The organism is Kitasatospora sp. NBC_01287, assembly GCF_026340565.1.
Classification (GTDB): domain Bacteria; phylum Actinomycetota; class Actinomycetes; order Streptomycetales; family Streptomycetaceae; genus Kitasatospora.
Genome location: NZ_JAPEPB010000001.1, coordinates 4132353 through 4147043 on the forward strand (window position 1 = coordinate 4132353; position 14691 = coordinate 4147043).

The 14691-nt window shown below is 74.4% G+C and carries 10 protein-coding genes; 4 read left to right on the forward strand and 6 right to left on the reverse strand.

Going from position 1 to position 14691, the window contains the following annotated elements; genetic code table 11:
- The first annotated feature begins 32 nt into the window (after positions 1–32).
- The 3 genes from OG455_RS17455 (at position 33) to OG455_RS17465 (ending at position 2902) form a co-directional block, all read left to right on the forward strand.
- Positions 33–797, forward strand: a complete 765-nt coding sequence (locus tag OG455_RS17455; RefSeq protein ID WP_266294725.1) for an SIS domain-containing protein — start codon at positions 33–35, stop codon at positions 795–797.
- 178 nt (positions 798–975) lie between these two features.
- The gene (locus tag OG455_RS17460; RefSeq protein ID WP_266294727.1) at positions 976–1899 is read left to right on the forward strand and encodes a DUF4231 domain-containing protein; all 924 of its coding nucleotides are present in this window, start codon (positions 976–978) and stop codon (positions 1897–1899) included.
- A gap of 127 nt (positions 1900–2026) precedes the next feature.
- Positions 2027–2902: an alpha/beta fold hydrolase gene (locus OG455_RS17465; RefSeq protein WP_266294729.1), complete on the forward strand. Its 876-nt coding sequence runs from the start codon at positions 2027–2029 to the stop codon at positions 2900–2902.
- Positions 2903–2955: 53 nt separating this feature from the next.
- Here OG455_RS17465 and fxsT read toward each other — a convergent pair whose 3' ends face one another.
- From fxsT to pdxH, 6 genes are all read right to left on the reverse strand, one after another.
- Positions 2956–6942, reverse strand: coding sequence for an FxSxx-COOH system tetratricopeptide repeat protein (gene fxsT, locus OG455_RS17470; RefSeq protein ID WP_266300846.1), 3987 nt, complete (start codon positions 6940–6942; stop codon positions 2956–2958).
- Positions 6943–7018: 76 nt separating this feature from the next.
- Positions 7019–8398 carry a TIR-like protein FxsC gene (locus OG455_RS17475; protein WP_266294731.1) on the reverse strand — a complete coding sequence of 460 codons (1380 nt, stop codon included), beginning with the start codon at positions 8396–8398 and terminating at the stop codon, positions 7019–7021.
- 124 nt (positions 8399–8522) lie between these two features.
- Complete coding sequence (locus OG455_RS17480; protein WP_266294733.1) at positions 8523–9422, reverse strand: aminoglycoside N(3)-acetyltransferase; 900 nt, start codon at positions 9420–9422, stop codon at positions 8523–8525.
- 1 nt (position 9423) lies between these two features.
- The gene (locus OG455_RS17485) at positions 9424–11943 is read right to left on the reverse strand and encodes an FxsB family cyclophane-forming radical SAM/SPASM peptide maturase (RefSeq protein ID WP_266294735.1); all 2520 of its coding nucleotides are present in this window, start codon (positions 11941–11943) and stop codon (positions 9424–9426) included.
- 67 nt (positions 11944–12010) lie between these two features.
- Positions 12011–12190 carry an FxSxx-COOH cyclophane-containing RiPP peptide gene (gene fxsA, locus OG455_RS17490; protein WP_266294737.1) on the reverse strand — a complete coding sequence of 60 codons (180 nt, stop codon included), beginning with the start codon at positions 12188–12190 and terminating at the stop codon, positions 12011–12013.
- 330 nt (positions 12191–12520) lie between these two features.
- Positions 12521–13147, reverse strand: a complete 627-nt coding sequence (pdxH, locus tag OG455_RS17495) for a pyridoxamine 5'-phosphate oxidase (RefSeq protein ID WP_266300847.1) — start codon at positions 13145–13147, stop codon at positions 12521–12523.
- A gap of 385 nt (positions 13148–13532) precedes the next feature.
- Here pdxH and OG455_RS17500 point away from each other — a divergent pair, with 385 nt between their 5' ends.
- Entirely contained in the window at positions 13533–14633 is a 1101-nt protein-coding gene (locus tag OG455_RS17500) for a citrate synthase 2 (protein ID WP_266294739.1), read from the forward strand.
- Positions 14634–14691: the final 58 nt, after the last annotated feature.

Here is a 14691-nt window from a genome sequence, read left to right on the forward strand (position 1 = left end):
CTTTCTCCACTGGCGGTTAGGGAAGATCTCTCATGGACGACCTGGTCGGGCAGTACTTCGAGGCCGCGGTGGCGCACCTGCGGCGGGCCCAGGCCGAGGAGGGGGAGGCGATCGAGCGGGCCGCCGAACTGCTGGCCGAGGCCGTCGCCGAGGGCCGGCGGATCTTCGCCTTCGGCGCCGGGCACTCCTCGCTGGCCGCGCAGGACGTGGTCTACCGGGCCGGCGGCCTGGTGGTGGTCAACCTGCTCAACGTGCCGGGGATGACCGGCGTCAACGTGATGCCGGCGCCGCTGGGCAGCGCGCTGGAGCGGGTCTCCGGCCTGGCCACCGCGGCCCTGGACCTGACCCCCGCCACCGCCGGCGACCTGCTCTTCGTCATCTCGCTCTCCGGCCGCCAGGTGATGCCGGTGGAGCTGGCCCAGCACGCCCGCGCGCGCGGCCTGCGGGTCGTCGGGGTGACCTCGCTGGCGTACCCGGCCCAGGTGGCCTCGGGCCACCCCTCCGGGACCTTCCTCAAGGACCACTGCGACGTGGTGCTCGACAACAAGATCGCGGTCGGCGACGGCGAGCTGACCCACCCGGGCGCCGAGACCAGCTTCGGGCCGGTCTCCACCATCGTGACCAGCGCGCTGATGCAGGCGGTGGTGGCGGGCGCGGTCGGCCGGCTCGCCGACCGCGCCGTCCAGGGCCAGGGGGCCACGCCCCCGCTGTTCCGCTCCGGCAACGTGGACGGCGGCACCGACTGGAACGCCAAGCTGATGGCCGAGCACGCCGACCGGATCTTCTACGCCTTCTGAGGCGCCCGCCGCCACCGGGCGGCGAAACGGCTCGTACCAGACCTGTCCGCGGCGTCCGCCACCGCTCATACTGGCCCAGTCGCAGGCGTACCGGGGCTCCGCCGCGGGCAGTACGTCAGCGTCCAGCGGACACCACGCGTACGGGGGGGCGGACTCGATGGCAGCCGGTGCGGGACCCATGGGGCCGGTCCGCGAGGCCGACCTGCTGCCCGAGTCGTTCCGGCACGCCGACGCCGCCTCGCTGCGCAGCCAGCGGCGCGCCACCCGGCTGATCCGCTGGCAACTGCTGCTGCTCACCGCGGCCGCCGCGCTGGGCTCGGCGCGCGGCCCGGCGTTCGCCTGGGCGGCGGCGGCGGCCTTCCTCGGCGCCGCCCTGCCGGCCCTGCGGGTGGGTCGGCACAACCCGCAGGGCCGCTGGTACGAGGGCCGGGCGGCCGCCGAGTCGGTCAAGACGCTGGCCTGGAAGTTCGCGGTCCGGGCCGACCTGGCCGGGCCGACCCCGGCCGCGCCGTCGGGGCCCGCGGCCCCCGACGACCCCGAGGGCCGCTACGCCCTGCAACTGCGCGGCGTGCTGGGCCTCTTCGGGAGCGGCACGGTGCCGCCCGGCGGGACCGGGTCGCCCGCGGGGGTGACCGCGGCGATGCGTGGTCTGCGCGAGCAGCCGCTGACCGTGCGCCGCGAGGTCTACCTGCGCGAGCGGGTGCGGGCGCAGCACCAGTGGTACCGCGAGAAGGCCGGCTACTGCGACCGGGCCGGGCGCCTGACCGAGCTGCTGGGCTTCGTGCTGCCGGTCCTCGGGCTGGCCCTCGCGGTGGCGCGCGCGCTCGGCTGGTGCTGCTACGACGCGCTCGGCACCATCGCGGCGGTGACCGCCTCGGTCACCGCCTGGGCCCAGTTGCGCCAGTACCGGCCACTGGCGGCCGCCTACCGGCTGGCGGCTGACGAACTGGAGCTGGTGCACGAGCAACTGGCCCGGCTCGACCCGAGCGCCGACGACTCCGAGGGGCTCTGGGCCAGACTCGCCCGGGACGCCGAGGACGCCGTCTCGCGCGAGCACACCACCTGGCAGGCCCGGCGCGAGGTGCGCGGCCCGGCCCGGTGAGCACGGTCCCGGTGCCACCGTCCCCGAGAGCACGGTCCCTGCGAAGCACAGTCCCTGTGGGCGCGGTCCCCGTGGGCACAGCCCCGGCGAACGGCGCCCCCGTCCCCGAGCACTGGAGGTCCCCGGCGTGCAGCCCCGACTGGTGAAGACCGCCGACTGCCGCAGACTCGCGGTGCAGACCTTCGGCAACCCTGCCGGCCGCCCCGTCTTCCTGCTGCACGGCACGCCCGGCAGCCGGCTCGGGCCGACCCCGCGCAGCACCGTGCTCTACAACCTGGGCGTGCACCTGATCGCCTTCGACCGCCCCGGCTACGGCGGCTCCGACCGGCTGCACGGCCGCCAGGTCGCCGCCGCCGCCGCCGACGTGCGGGCGGTCGCCGACGACCTGGGCCTGGAGCGCTTCGCCGTGGTGGGCCGATCCGGCGGCGGGCCGCACGCGCTGGCCTGCGGCGCCCTGCTGCCCGAGCGGGTGCACCGGGTGGCCGCGCTGGTCTGCCTGGCCCCGCACGACGGCGAGGGCCTGGACTGGTACGCCGGGATGACGGCCGCCAACGTCCGCGACTACCGGGCCGCGGAGCGCGACCACCTGCGGATCGCCGCCACCATGGCGCAGCGGGCCCGCCGGATCAGGGACGATCCGGCCACCCTGCTCGCCGGGCTGCGCCAGGAACTCTCCGGCCCCGACCGGGTGATGATCTCGGACGCGGGCCTGCGCCGGGAGCTGCAGCGCAACTACCGGGAGGCGTTCCGGCAGAACGGCGACGGCTGGATCGACGACGTGCTCGCCTTCACCACCAGCTGGGGCTTCAAGACGCAGGACGTCACCACACCCACCTGGCTCTGGCACGGCGCCGACGACATGTGGTCCCCGGTCGAGCACTCGCGCTGGCTGGCCGCGCACATCCCCGACGCCACCCTCTTCCTGGAGCCGGGGGCCGCGCACTTCGCGTCCTTCCGGGTGCTGACCGCCGCCCTGAAGTGGGCGGCGGCCGAGCCGGACTGAGACGGAGCGGGCCCGGCCCGACCGGCCCGACCGGCGGCCGGGCCGAGCCGCCGTCAGACGGGCTGGGGCTCCAGGTCGCGGTTGATCCGCTTCCAGCCCCGGGCCGAGACGGTGTTGGGGTGCTCCTCCCCCAGTTGGCGGATGAACTCGGCCACCGCGCGCGACCGCAGCTCGGCGGCCTGGTTCACCTTGCCCTGGGAGCGCAGCGTCACGGCGAGGTTGGCCTGGCAGGCGACCGCGTCCGGGTGGCGCGGGGTGTAGCGCTCGCACAGGCCCCGGTAGGCGGCCTGCTCAAGCTCCTCGGCCTCGGCCAGCCGGCCCTGGTCGCCGTAGGTGTTGGCCAGGTTGATCTTCGCGTTGAGGGTGTACGGGTGGTCGGCGCCGAGCACCCGGATGAGCGTGCGCACGGTCTCGCCGCCGAGATGCGCCGCCTCCTCCAGCCCACCGCTGCCCCGCAGGTAGATCACCACGTTGTTGGCGCAGGCCAGGGTGAACGGGTGCTCCGGCCCGAAGAGCTGCTGGTGGCCGACGAAGACCTGCCGGGCCAGGTCGCGGGCGGCGTCCTTGTCGCCGCCCGCGCTGTAGTCGGCGGCCAGGTTGAGCGCGCAGGCCAGCGTGTCGGGCGCGTTCTCGCCGTAGCGCTCCAGGTAGCGCTCGTAGGTCTCCTTGGTGAGCCGGCGCGCCTCGGCCTGCCGGCCGGCCTTGCGCAGCGAGACGGCCAGCGACTTGGCGTTGCGCAGGATCTCCGGCACGTCGATGTCCAGCACCTCGGCGTAGGCCTCGACCACCTCCTGGTGGATCGTCACCGAGCCGTCGTAGTCGCCCTGCTCGCGCAGGTCGCGGGCGAGCATGGACTTGGTGGAGAGGGTGTAGGGGTGCTTGGGGCCCAGCACCAGCGATCGCCGGTCCAGGGTGTCCTGGTCCAGCTCCTGGGCCGCGTTGCTGTTGCCCACCAGGCGGTGGTCGATGGCCAGGTTGTTGGCGATCGACAGGGTGCGCGGGTTGTCCTCGCCGAACTGCTCGCGGAACCGCTCCAGGGTGTCCTGGTCCAGCTCCAGGGCCCGGGAGAAGTCCCCCAGCGCCCGCAGGTCGGCGGCCAGCGAACCGGCCGTCATCAGGGTGTACGGGTGCTGCTCGCCCAGCACCCGCTTCTGCCGCTCCAGGGTGCTCTCGTCCAGGGCCAGCGCGGCCGCGTACTGCCCCTGCGAGCGCATCACGTTGGCCAGCTGGAAGCGGAGCAGCAGGGTCTGCCGGTCGTCCTCGCCGAGCTTGGCGGTCCAGGCGTCGTCCAGCAGGTGGCCCATCCGGCGGGCCTGGGCGAACTCCCCGCGCTTCCAGAGGTAGCGGACCCGGTCGATCATCAGCTGCCGGGTGTCCGACTCGTCGCAGTCGTGCGCCCGCGAGGGCGACAGGTGCGGCCAGATCTCCTCGAAGGCGGGCCAGTTGGCCGGGTCGTCGGTGTCCCCGACCACCGGGCGGGCGCCGATCAGGATCCGGTGCACCTCGTGCACGGTGTCGATCTGCTCCACCGCGGTCATCTCCGAGCGGATCACCTCCTGGACCAGCCGGTGCACCTGGATGCTGTTGGCCCCCGCGTCCACCTTGGCCAGCGCGTACCGGCCGATCGCCTGGATCACCCGGCCGAGCAGGAACTTGTCGCTCAACCCGGAGTCGAAGGGGACCAGCGCCCGGATCATCTGGTCGCTGTAGAAGAGGTTCATCGAGATCGGCTCGGGCGCGAAGTACGCGCACAGCTGCAGCATCCGGGCGGCGGCCGGGGACTGCTGGCGCAGCCGGGCGATGGAGACCCGCCAGGTGGCGCCGACCGTCATCGGGTAGTCCACCGGGCGGCCCAGCTCCAGCACCCGGGCGGCCTCGGACTGCAGCGCCGCGATGTACTCGCCGACCGGGGTGCCGGTGGCCTTCAGCCACGCGCCGGCCACCTCCACGGCCAGCGGCAGGTCGCCGACCGCCTCGGCCACCGCGTCCGCGTCCGGGCGGCTGAGCGCCCCGCCGGTGCGCCGGGTCAGGTGGTCGATGCTCTCGCCGCGGGTGAAGACGTCCATGGTCAGCGCCTCGGCGTGGGTGGCCCAGGCCTGGTTGCGCGAGGTGACCAGGATGTGGCCGTTGCCGCCGGGGAAGTAGCGGCGGATCTCGCCCGGCTCGTCCGCGTTGTCGAAGATCAGCAGCCAGCGCTTGACCCGCTCGCCGCGGCGCAGCGCCTCCAGCGCGATCTCGGTGGCGAGCGCCACCGGCTCGTTGCTGGCCCGGCCCATCTTGCGGGCCAGTTCCGCCAGTTGGCCCTGGATCTCGTCCTCCTGCTCGGCCGAGACCCACCAGACCAGGTCGTAGTCGGCCATGAAGCGGTGCGCGTACTCCAGCGCCACCTGCGTCTTGCCGACGCCGCCGAGCCCGTAGAGCGTCTGCGGCACCGGCAGCACCACCGCGGCGCCGCCGCCGAGTTGGTTGCGCAGCCGCTCCAGCACCTCGGCGCGCCCGGTGAAGTAGCTGTTGCGCGGCGGCACGTTCCAGATCTCCGGCTGGGTGCCGGGGAACCGGGGGCCGCTCGCGGTGTCCACGGCCGGCACCTCCTCCCGGCCCAGCGCCTTGACCAGCGCGGCGAGCGCCTGCGGCTCCTTGAGGTTGACCAGGTCCACCGGGTTGCGGCTGCTGAACGGGGCGGCCAGCGGGGTGGCCCCGACCCGGACCGGGATCAGCTGGCGGCGGGTGCCCGAGGGGTCCGAGCCGACCACCGACTCCCACAGCGCGCGGGCCTGCGGGGAGCGCAGGTAGGCCGGGGAGAGCACCGCCACCGTCCGGTAGGCCGCGTCCACCGAGCGCTCGGTCTCGGCCCGCGCGTCGGCCCCGGCGCCCACGTCCCGGGGCAGCACCCGGAACCCGGCCGCGCCGAGCACGAACTCGATCCAGTCCGCCCACATCCGGTCCTCGGGCACGTAGCTGAGGTAGATGTCGGCCGGCACGGTGGGACGGCGCCGGGTGAAGGCCTCGATGTAGCGCAGCCGCACCTCCTCGTCCATCGGCGGCAGCGCGTTCACCCGACCCTGGGTGATCATGTCGGTGAGCCGCTCGCAGGCCGAGAGCATGCTGGTGGGGGTGCCCACCTGGTCGCCGAAGGTGGCCAGGATCTCCTCGTAGGCGTAGAACGGCCGGTACGGGATCTCCACCGAGCCCCAGTAGTGCACCAGTTGCTCGCCGGACAGGCCCGAGGGCAGCCCGTCGAAGCGGATCCGGGCCAGCGCCCGCCCGGCATCGGCCTTGTCCTTCTCGAAGTCGTCGATCCGCATCGGCACCGGCAGGATCCGGATGCCGCGGTCGCGGTAGCGGTCGTCGATGTGCTGGGCGATCCGGGAGGCGCCGTCGATGCTCTGGTCGCTGAGCGTGAAGCAGACCACCAGGTCGTCGGGCATCTGCACGGTGCAGATCTCGGCGGTGTCGGAGAGCCCGGTGCGGCTGTCGATCAGCACGTAGTCGTAGCGCTTGCGCATGTCGGCGCGGAGCGCGTCGAAGAACTGGCCGCCGTCGAAGCGCTCGTAGAAGAGGTCCCAGTCCAGGCTGCCCAGCGTGCCGGAGTAGTCCCGGTCCTGCCGGCCCGCCGCCAGGAAGTCGATGCTGCCACCGGCCGGGAAACCGCCCCAGGAGAGCGGCAGCGCGTGCCCCGCCACCTTGGCGAAGCCCAGGTGCCAGCCCGGGTGGTGGCCGATCTCGCGCAGCTCGCGCTGGTAGCGCTCGGGCTCCAGCAGCGCGTCGGCGTGCAGCTCGGTCTCCCGCAGCGCCTCCTCGCGGTAGTCGTTGATCAGCGTCATCACGCCGGGCGCCTCGGCGAGTTCGGCCGCGTCCAGGAACGGGTGGAAGAACTTGGCCAGTCCGGGCGCCTCCAGGTCCCAGTCCACGGTGAGCACCCGGAAGCCGTTGGCGGCCAGGATCCAGGCGGTGTTGGCCAGCGCCATGGTGCGCCCGGTGCCGCCTTTGTAGGAGTAGAAGGTGATGATCCGCCCCTGGCGGTCCTCGTCACCGTCCATCCGGGTCGGCGCCGGGCCGGCGGCGGCCTGGGCCGGGGCCGGACCGCGCCCGCCCACCCGGAGGTTGCGCGTCCGGTCAGTCGTCATGGTCTCCTCCTTCGTCGTCCTCGTCGTGCCGGTCGCTCTCTGGTCCGAACTCTGATCCGAACTCTGATCCGAACTCTGGCCCGAACTCGCCGCGGCGGCCGATCGGCGGCCGCGGGTCGTCGAAGGCACCGCTCAGTCGGGGCCGGCCCTCGCCGGTGGCGGGCGGGCGGGGCAGCGCGCGCTCCTTGAAGGCCTTCTGCGCGCGGATCGCGGCGTGCTGGAACACCAGGCCGAAGTCCGTCGCGGTGGGCACCCCTTCCGGATCGGCCGGGTCCCCGGCCGCGGGGCGGAAGGAGGGCCGGGCCGGGGCCCGGCCACGCCCCAGCACCTGGTTGCTGAGCGCCAGCAGCTCGGCGGCCCGCGCCACGCACTGCGGGTCGTCCCGGTTCCACGGCTCGACCACCGCCACCCAGGCCGGGTTGCGCCGCGCGAACTCCCGCACCAGCTCGCGCCGTCCGGGATCCTGCAGCACCCAGCGGTCCAGCAGCACCACCCCGGGGCCCTGCGGCCGCTCCAGCTCCATCAGCCGCCCGGCCGACAGGTCGAACTCGTGCACCGTCGGGTTCAGGTCGCACTGCCGGGCCAGCTGCATCGCCTTCTCGGCCAGCGCGGTGTCACCGCCGCGCAGGTAGGGCTGCCAGTCGGTGCGCCGGGCGCCGTAGTAGCCGGCATCGCGGTGCGCGGGCACCTCGCTGTCCTTGAACGCCAGCACCGCGATGATCAGTTCGTCGGCCGGGGAGCGGCCGGGGAAGGCCGAGGGGTTGGTGGTGAAGTCGACCGGCTCGACCACCGGGACCACCGTCTCCAGTGCCACCTCGACGATCCGCCGGGCCAGCTTGTAGACCACCTTCTCGTAGAGGCCCTGGTGGTGGCGCTGGGCCATCAGCGCGTACAGCCCGTCCTCGGCGTAGGCCCGTGGGAAGCTCGGGTGGTTGTACTGCACGGCGTGCGCCACCGGCGGCAGCGCGCCGTCCTGCATGCCCACCCAGAGCACCGGCACGATCGCGCTGTTCTGCGCCGCCCCACCGGGAGCGTTGGCCGCGCGCTGGGCGAAGGTGTACCACTCCTGCCCACACGGGGTGCTGCGGAAGAGCCGCGGGTGGTACAGCGGCACGAAGACGCGGCAGGTGGCCAGCGCCTCGGAGATCTTCGCCGCCCAGTTGTCGCCCTGGTGCATGGTCTCGTCCATGAAGCCCACCGGATCGGCGGTGGGCAGCGGGGTCAGCTGCAGCACCGCCTCGCAGAGGTCCTCGTAGAACTGGCTGACCCGGGCGTTCGGATTGCGCGTGCCGACCGGCGGCATGTGCGCGTAGCTGAGGAAGAAGTGCGGCTTCGCCGAGGCCTTCCGCCCGCCTTCAGCGTCGTTCACGCAGCCTCCCCCGCGCCGACCGCCCGTCCCCCGCAGGGGCCTTCAGTGTAGGAAGCCCGGCTTCCCCAGGGGAATACCGCGAGCCGCCCCACTCACTGATCATGCGTCAGGTCGCGGTCAACTGTCAGGCCTTTGCGACGATCTCCCCACCGGAGCCGGAACCGGAGCCCGAGCCGGCACCGGAGCCGTGGCCGGCCCCGGGCCCGGCCCCCGTCCGGCCGGTCAGCTCCGCCAGCAGCCAGGCCCGCGCGGCGTCCACCGCGGGCCGCACCGGCAGCAGCACCGCCTCGGCCCCGCCCACCAGGCCGGTGGCGAGCGGGCCGAGCCCGGGCGAGATCCGCGCGAGCATCCGCGGGAAGTGCGCGTCGTCCAGGTCCACGCCGTCGAAGTGGACCCAGCGCGCCGCCCCGTCCGCCGCCCGCACCACGCACCCGTAGCGCTTGCGCGGCGGCGCCGGCACCCGGTACTCGGCCAGGTGCAGCACCGTGCACGCGGTCAGCGGCGCCCCCAGCATCAGCACCTGGGCGCCGGCCCGGTAGAGCGCGCCGACCGGCGAGGCCTCGCCGAGGTGGCACTCGTAGGGGTGCTCGGCGGTCAGCTCCGCCGCCCGCGGGCCGAGCGCGGCGAAGGAGGTCTGCGGGTGCGCGCTGCGCCGCGCCCCCTCGGCGCGGCGCAGTTCCTCGGAGAGCCGGCCCACGGTGGGCGAGCAGGGCGTGCGGCGCGGGTCGAAGGGGGGCATCGCGGCCAGGTGGGCGGCCCGCTCGGCCGGCGTCAGGCCCGCGGTGGCCTGGACGTGCAGCCGGGAGGTGAGCGAGTTCTCCGGCGTCGCGGTGTACGCCACCAGCGTGCCGCCGGGGCCCAGCGCGGCCCGCAGCGCGGCCAGCACCTGCGCCGAGTCGCCCGCCGCCGGGGCGAGCGAGCGCAGCGCGGCGTGCACCAGCAGCACACCGGTCCGCGGCCCGACCCCGAGCCGGCGCAGCTGCGCGGTCAGCCGTGCGACGGCCGGCCGCTGCTCGGGCCGCACCTCAGGGGCTCGTCAGCGCGGCGGGGGCGGCGCGCTCGGCCTCCCGTTCACCGCTCCCGGACGCGCTCTCGGGCAGGCTCCCGGGCAGGCTCTCGGACGCACTCCCGGACTCGCCCTCGGACGCGCTCTCGGGCAGGCTCTCGGCCACGCTGCCGGAGCCACCCGCGCCGACCGGCACCGCCAGCCAGGGCGCCACGGTGGCCCGCATCCCGGCCGCGAACCGCTCGCCGAGCGCGGTCAGCGAGCCCGAGCCGAGCAGCGTGTCGACGGCCCGGTCGGTGTGCCCGCGCCAGAGCGCCAGCTGCCCGCGGGCGAACTCCGCCGCCTCGCCGCCCACCCCGTCGTACGCCGCCACCCTGGTGCCCCAGAACTCGGTCACCGCCAGGTGCGCGTAGGTGCCCTGCAGCAGGCCCTCCAACGGCCGCGGGTCCTCGCGCCACGGCGCGTGGTAGTGCCGCCGGTCGGCGGGGTCGTACAGGTCGTGGAAGTCCAGCACCGCGCCCAGCTTGACGTGCTGGAACTCGTGCGCGATCAGCAGCGCCAGGACCGGCGCGGTGGCCGGGCGGGCGATCCCGACCGCGCCGAAGGCCTGCCGGGCGGCCGCGCTGATCTGCCGGCCCGCCCGGGAGGGGCGCAGCGGGGTGATGGTGCCGAGCCCGGCGGCGATCCCGGCGGCGTACCGCGGCAGGTCGCGCCGCGTCAGCTCCCACGCCTCGCGCAGCGCGCCGGTCCAGTCGGCGAGCAGCTCCTCGGTCAGCCGCTCCTCGACGGGCCACTGGTGGCTGTCGCGCTGCGGATCGGTGTCCTCCAGCGCCACCGTCCAGCCGCCCGCCAGCGCCACCCGGCGCACCGGCAGCCAGCGCTCACCGGTCGATCCGTCGAAGCCGACCACCTGCTCCGCGCCGCCGGCCGCCCGCACCGTGAAGCCCTCCGAGCCGCCGCGCACCCGCGCCTGCCCGGCGCCGCCGACCAGCACCCGGCCGAGCGTGGGCAGGTGCACCGCGCCGCCGCGCACCGGGACCGCCAGCTCCTCCTCGCGCCCGGCCCGCAGCAGCGCGGCCGCGGCGATCTCGGCCAGCCCGCCGAGGTCGGCCCGCGGGCCCTCGGCGTCCGCCCGCAGGCAACGCACCGCCCAGGCCCGGACGTAGGGGTGGGCGAGCACCGCGTCCACCGCGCGCGGTGCCTGGGCGTCCAGCTCGGCGAGCAGCTGCCAGGACTCCCCGGCCGCCGGGCCGACGGCCGCCAGCAGCCGGCGGGTCAGGTCGAGCTGCCCGGCGGCCAGCGCCGCGATCGTCGCCGCGTCGCCGTGGCCCCGGGCCAGCTGGTCGAGCTGATCGCCGGTCAGCACCGCTGGGGCGGACGGGACGGGCGGGGCCGCCGCGACGGTGGCGGGGGTGGTGATCCGGTCCCGGATGGTGGTGATCAGCCGCATGAGGTCTCCGCAGAAGACGGACGGGTTGTCGAAGCCGGCGCCCTCGCGCCAGCGGTGCGCGTAGAGCCCGCCGCCGCAGCTGCGGACCACCGGGCAGGCCCGGCACGCCTGGCTCAGCCCGGCCAGGCCGGACTGACGGGCCATCATGCCCGGATGCCGGGCCACCTCGTCCAGGCTGTTCGCGAAGAGGTCGAATCCGGTCGCCGGCGCACCGTCATAGGCCGTTTTCAGACTGTCCGCCTGCTCGAACGAACCGTCGGTCTCGATCACCACCAGATCGGCCGGATCGAGCCCGAGCGACTCGGTCAGGCTGGAGTGGCCGCGCAGCGTGCGGGCGATCGAGTCGAAGGTGCGCACCGGGACCGGGCGACCCAGCGCCAGCCAGTGCTGATGGACGGTCAGCAGCCAGTCGGCGTAGGGGTGCTCGCCCAGCTCGGCGGGACGCTTCGGCGGGGTGTCCCAGGTCGCGTGCGGCAGCAGGAAGTCGATCCGCGGCGGGTCCAGCGCCAGCAGCGCCTCCAGCACCCCGACCGGCTCGTTCGCCACGTCGATGGTGCAGAGCAGCCCGGCGTACAGGTGCCGGAACTCCGGCATCCGCAGCAGCTCGACGGCCGCCAGCACCTGCGGGTGACTGCTGCGCCCGTCGGCGAACCGCCGGTGGCGGTCGTTGGCGGCCCTCCCGCCGTCGAGCGAGATGCCGACCTTGATCCCGAGCTCGGCGAAGAGCTCGCAGAACTCCCGGTCCAGCCGCACCCCGTTGGTGTGGATCCGCAGGTCGAGCGCGCAGCCCTCGGGCAGTTCGGCCCGCAGCCGCTCGGCGGCCCGGCGCAGCAGCACCGGGCCGGCGAGCAGCGGCTCGCCGCCGTGCAGCACCACGTGCACGGCGGGCAGCCGGTGGGTGCGCGCGTGCTCCGCGATCCGCCGCGCCGCCTGGTCGAGCACCCGCTCACCGACCGCCCGGGGCCGGGCGCGCCAGCTGGTGTCGGCGTGCTCGTAGACGTAGCAGTGGTCGCAGGCCAGGTCGCAGCGGCTGTGCACCTTGAGCACGAACTGCCCGAAGGGCACCAGGGCCTCTGGGGAGTGGGTCATGTCCGCCGCTCGCGGCTCGGGGGACGCGTGGAGTCCGCTGCTGACTGGTGGTCGGGTCGGTCCGGCCTCAGATCGAGGAGTTGAAGGCCGCGACGGCGATCTGGCCGGAATCCGCCCCCGGCAGCGCGCGATGCAGCGCGGCGGTGAGCTCCTCGGCCCCCAGGGTGGCCAGTTCGTCCAGCGACACACGGGCGCCGACCGGCAGTTCGGCGGGGACGGCGGGGGTGGGGGCGAGGGTCGTCGTCATGTCGGGAGGTCCTCTTCGGGGGAGCCGCGGTTCAACTGCCGCGGGTGTGGGTAAAAGGTAGCCCCCCGCAAGGGCCATAGCAGGCCCATCGGCGCAAGTGGCGCGGGCTGCGCCAGGTCGCTCCACCCCCGGCACCGGCTCCGAGCTGCGACGACCCGCTGACAGACCGTCCGAAGAGGTTCGCGGACGTGGCAAAGACCACCCGGGCGGGCTACATCGTTTCGCGTAGCGGGGTGCCGTCCGAGCGCTCCGCGCGTCTAGCTGGCACCCCGCGCGCGGGGGGACCCCGTCACGAGCGGAGCCGCCACGGGCAGCCGTCACGGGCAGCCGTCACGGACAGAGCCGCTCCACCGTCCAGCCGCCGCCCTCGGCCGCCGTGTACCGCAGCCGGTCGTGCAGCCGGTTCGGCCGGCCCTGCCAGAACTCCACGCTGCGCGGCACCACCCGGTAGCCGCCCCAGAACGGCGGCACCGGCACCCCCTCGCCCTCGGGGTAGCGGGTGGCCAGCTCGGCGAAGCGCTGCTCCAGCACCTCGCGGGAGGCGACCGGGCTGGACTGCTCGCTGGCCCAGGCGCCGAGCTGCGAGCCGTGCGGGCGGGTGCGGAAGTAGGCGGCGGTCTCGTCGCGCCCGGTCCGCTCGACCGCGCCGCTGATGATCACCTGACGCTGGATCGGGTGCCAGGGGAAGAGCAGCGAGGCGTGCGGATTGGCCGTCAGTTCGGCGCCCTTGCGGGAGCCGTAGTTGGTGAAGAAGACGAAGCCGCGCTGGTCGAAGCCCTTGAGCAGGACGGTCCTGGCGCTGGGGCGGCCCTCGGCGTCCGCGGTGGAGAGCACCATGGCGTTGGGCTCCACGACCCCGGCGCGCTCGGCCTGCGCGAACCAGCGGCAGAACTGGGTCACCGGGTCGGGCGCCAGGTCCGGCTCGGCCAGGCCCTCCTCGGCGTACTGGCGGCGCATCCGGGCGACGTCGGGGGCGGAGGTCTGGTGCGCGGGCTGGGCGCTGTCCGGGGTCTGCACATCAACATCATCCCGTACGACAAGCGGCGGACCGTGCTCGCCTATGGAATCTCGACATCGAGAGATATGGTGTCTCGCCAACGCTTTCGCCCCTTACGGTCCGGAGGATTGTCCGGAAACGACCGGTTCACACCGGAAGATCCCCGGCTGTCGCCGGGTGCGACGTGAGGTCGAGCGGCCCATGGGGAAACATCACCGCAGTGGTGTATGGCGCAATGCACCCAGTGCCTGCCACTCTGGCACCGAGTGCCAAACACCAAACGGTCACCGGCCATGCCGCCCCACCTCGGCGGCCGGCCATGTCACGTAACTGAGGAGCCGCGTGATGTCCGATTTCGTACCCGGGCTTGAGGGAGTCATCGCTTTCGAGAGCGAGATCGCCGAGCCGGACCGCGAGGGCGGTGCGCTGCGCTACCGCGGCGTGGACATCGACGAGCTGGTCGGCCACGTGTCGTTCGGCAACGTCTGGGGCCTGCTGGTGGACGGCAAGTTCAACCCCGGCCTGCCCTCCGCCGAGCCGTTCCCGATCCCGGTGCACTCCGGCGACATCCGGGTCGACGTGCAGTCGGCGCTCGCCATGCTCGCCCCGGTCTGGGGCCTGAAGCCGCTGCTCGACATCTCCGCCGAGCAGGCCCGCGACGACCTCGCGCGCGCCGCCGTGATGGCGCTCTCCTACGTGGCCCAGTCGGCCCGCGGCCAGGGCCTGCCGATGGTCCCGCAGAGCGAGATCGACAAGGCCGAGACGGTCGTCGAGCGCTTCATGATCCGCTGGCGCGGCGAGCCGGACCCCAAGCACGTCAAGGCGATCGACGCCTACTGGACCTCGGCCGCCGAGCACGGCATGAACGCCTCCACCTTCACCGCCCGCGTCATCGCCTCCACCGGCGCGGACGTGGCGGCGGCCCTGTCCGGCGCGGTCGGCGCGATGTCCGGCCCGCTGCACGGCGGTGCCCCCTCGCGCGTGCTGGGCATGATCGAGGAGATCGAGCGCACCGGCGACGCCACCACCTGGGTCAAGAACGCGCTGGACAAGGGCGAGCGCCTGATGGGCTTCGGCCACCGCGTCTACCGCGCCGAGGACCCGCGCGCCCGCGTGCTGCGCCGCACCGCCAAGGAGCTCGGCGCGCCGCGCTTCGAGATCGCCGAGGCGCTGGAGAAGGCCGCCCTGGAGGAGCTGCACAACCGCCGCCCCGACCGGGTGCTCGCCACCAACGTGGAGTTCTGGGCCGCGATCATGCTGGACTTCGCCGAGGTCCCGGCGCACATGTTCACCTCGATGTTCACCTGCGCCCGCACCGCCGGCTGGTCGGCGCACATCCTGGAGCAGAAGCGCACCGGCCGCCTGGTCCGCCCGGCCGCCCGCTACATCGGCCCGGCCGCCCGCAGCCCGCGCGAGATCGAGGGCTACGCGTCGATCGCGGACTGACCCGGTCTATCGCGGACCGACCCGGTCGATCGCGGACCGATCACCCGTCAGCCCGCTC

Bases quoted from the DNA above. Each gene is read 5' to 3' on its own strand.
- OG455_RS17455 (WP_266294725.1), top strand. From the start codon at position 33: ATGGACGACCTGGTCGGGCAGTACTTCGAGGCCGCGGTGGCGCACCTG.
- OG455_RS17460 (WP_266294727.1), top strand. From the start codon at position 976: ATGGGGCCGGTCCGCGAGGCCGACCTGCTGCCCGAGTCGTTCCGGCAC.
- fxsT (WP_266300846.1), bottom strand. From the start codon at position 6,942: ATGGACGGTGACGAGGACCGCCAGGGGCGGATCATCACCTTCTACTCC.
- OG455_RS17485 (WP_266294735.1), bottom strand. From the start codon at position 11,943: ATGACCCACTCCCCAGAGGCCCTGGTGCCCTTCGGGCAGTTCGTGCTC.
- fxsA (WP_266294737.1), bottom strand. From the start codon at position 12,190: ATGACGACGACCCTCGCCCCCACCCCCGCCGTCCCCGCCGAACTGCCG.
- pdxH (WP_266300847.1), bottom strand. From the start codon at position 13,147: ATGCGCCGCCAGTACGCCGAGGAGGGCCTGGCCGAGCCGGACCTGGCG.
- OG455_RS17500 (WP_266294739.1), top strand. From the start codon at position 13,533: ATGTCCGATTTCGTACCCGGGCTTGAGGGAGTCATCGCTTTCGAGAGC.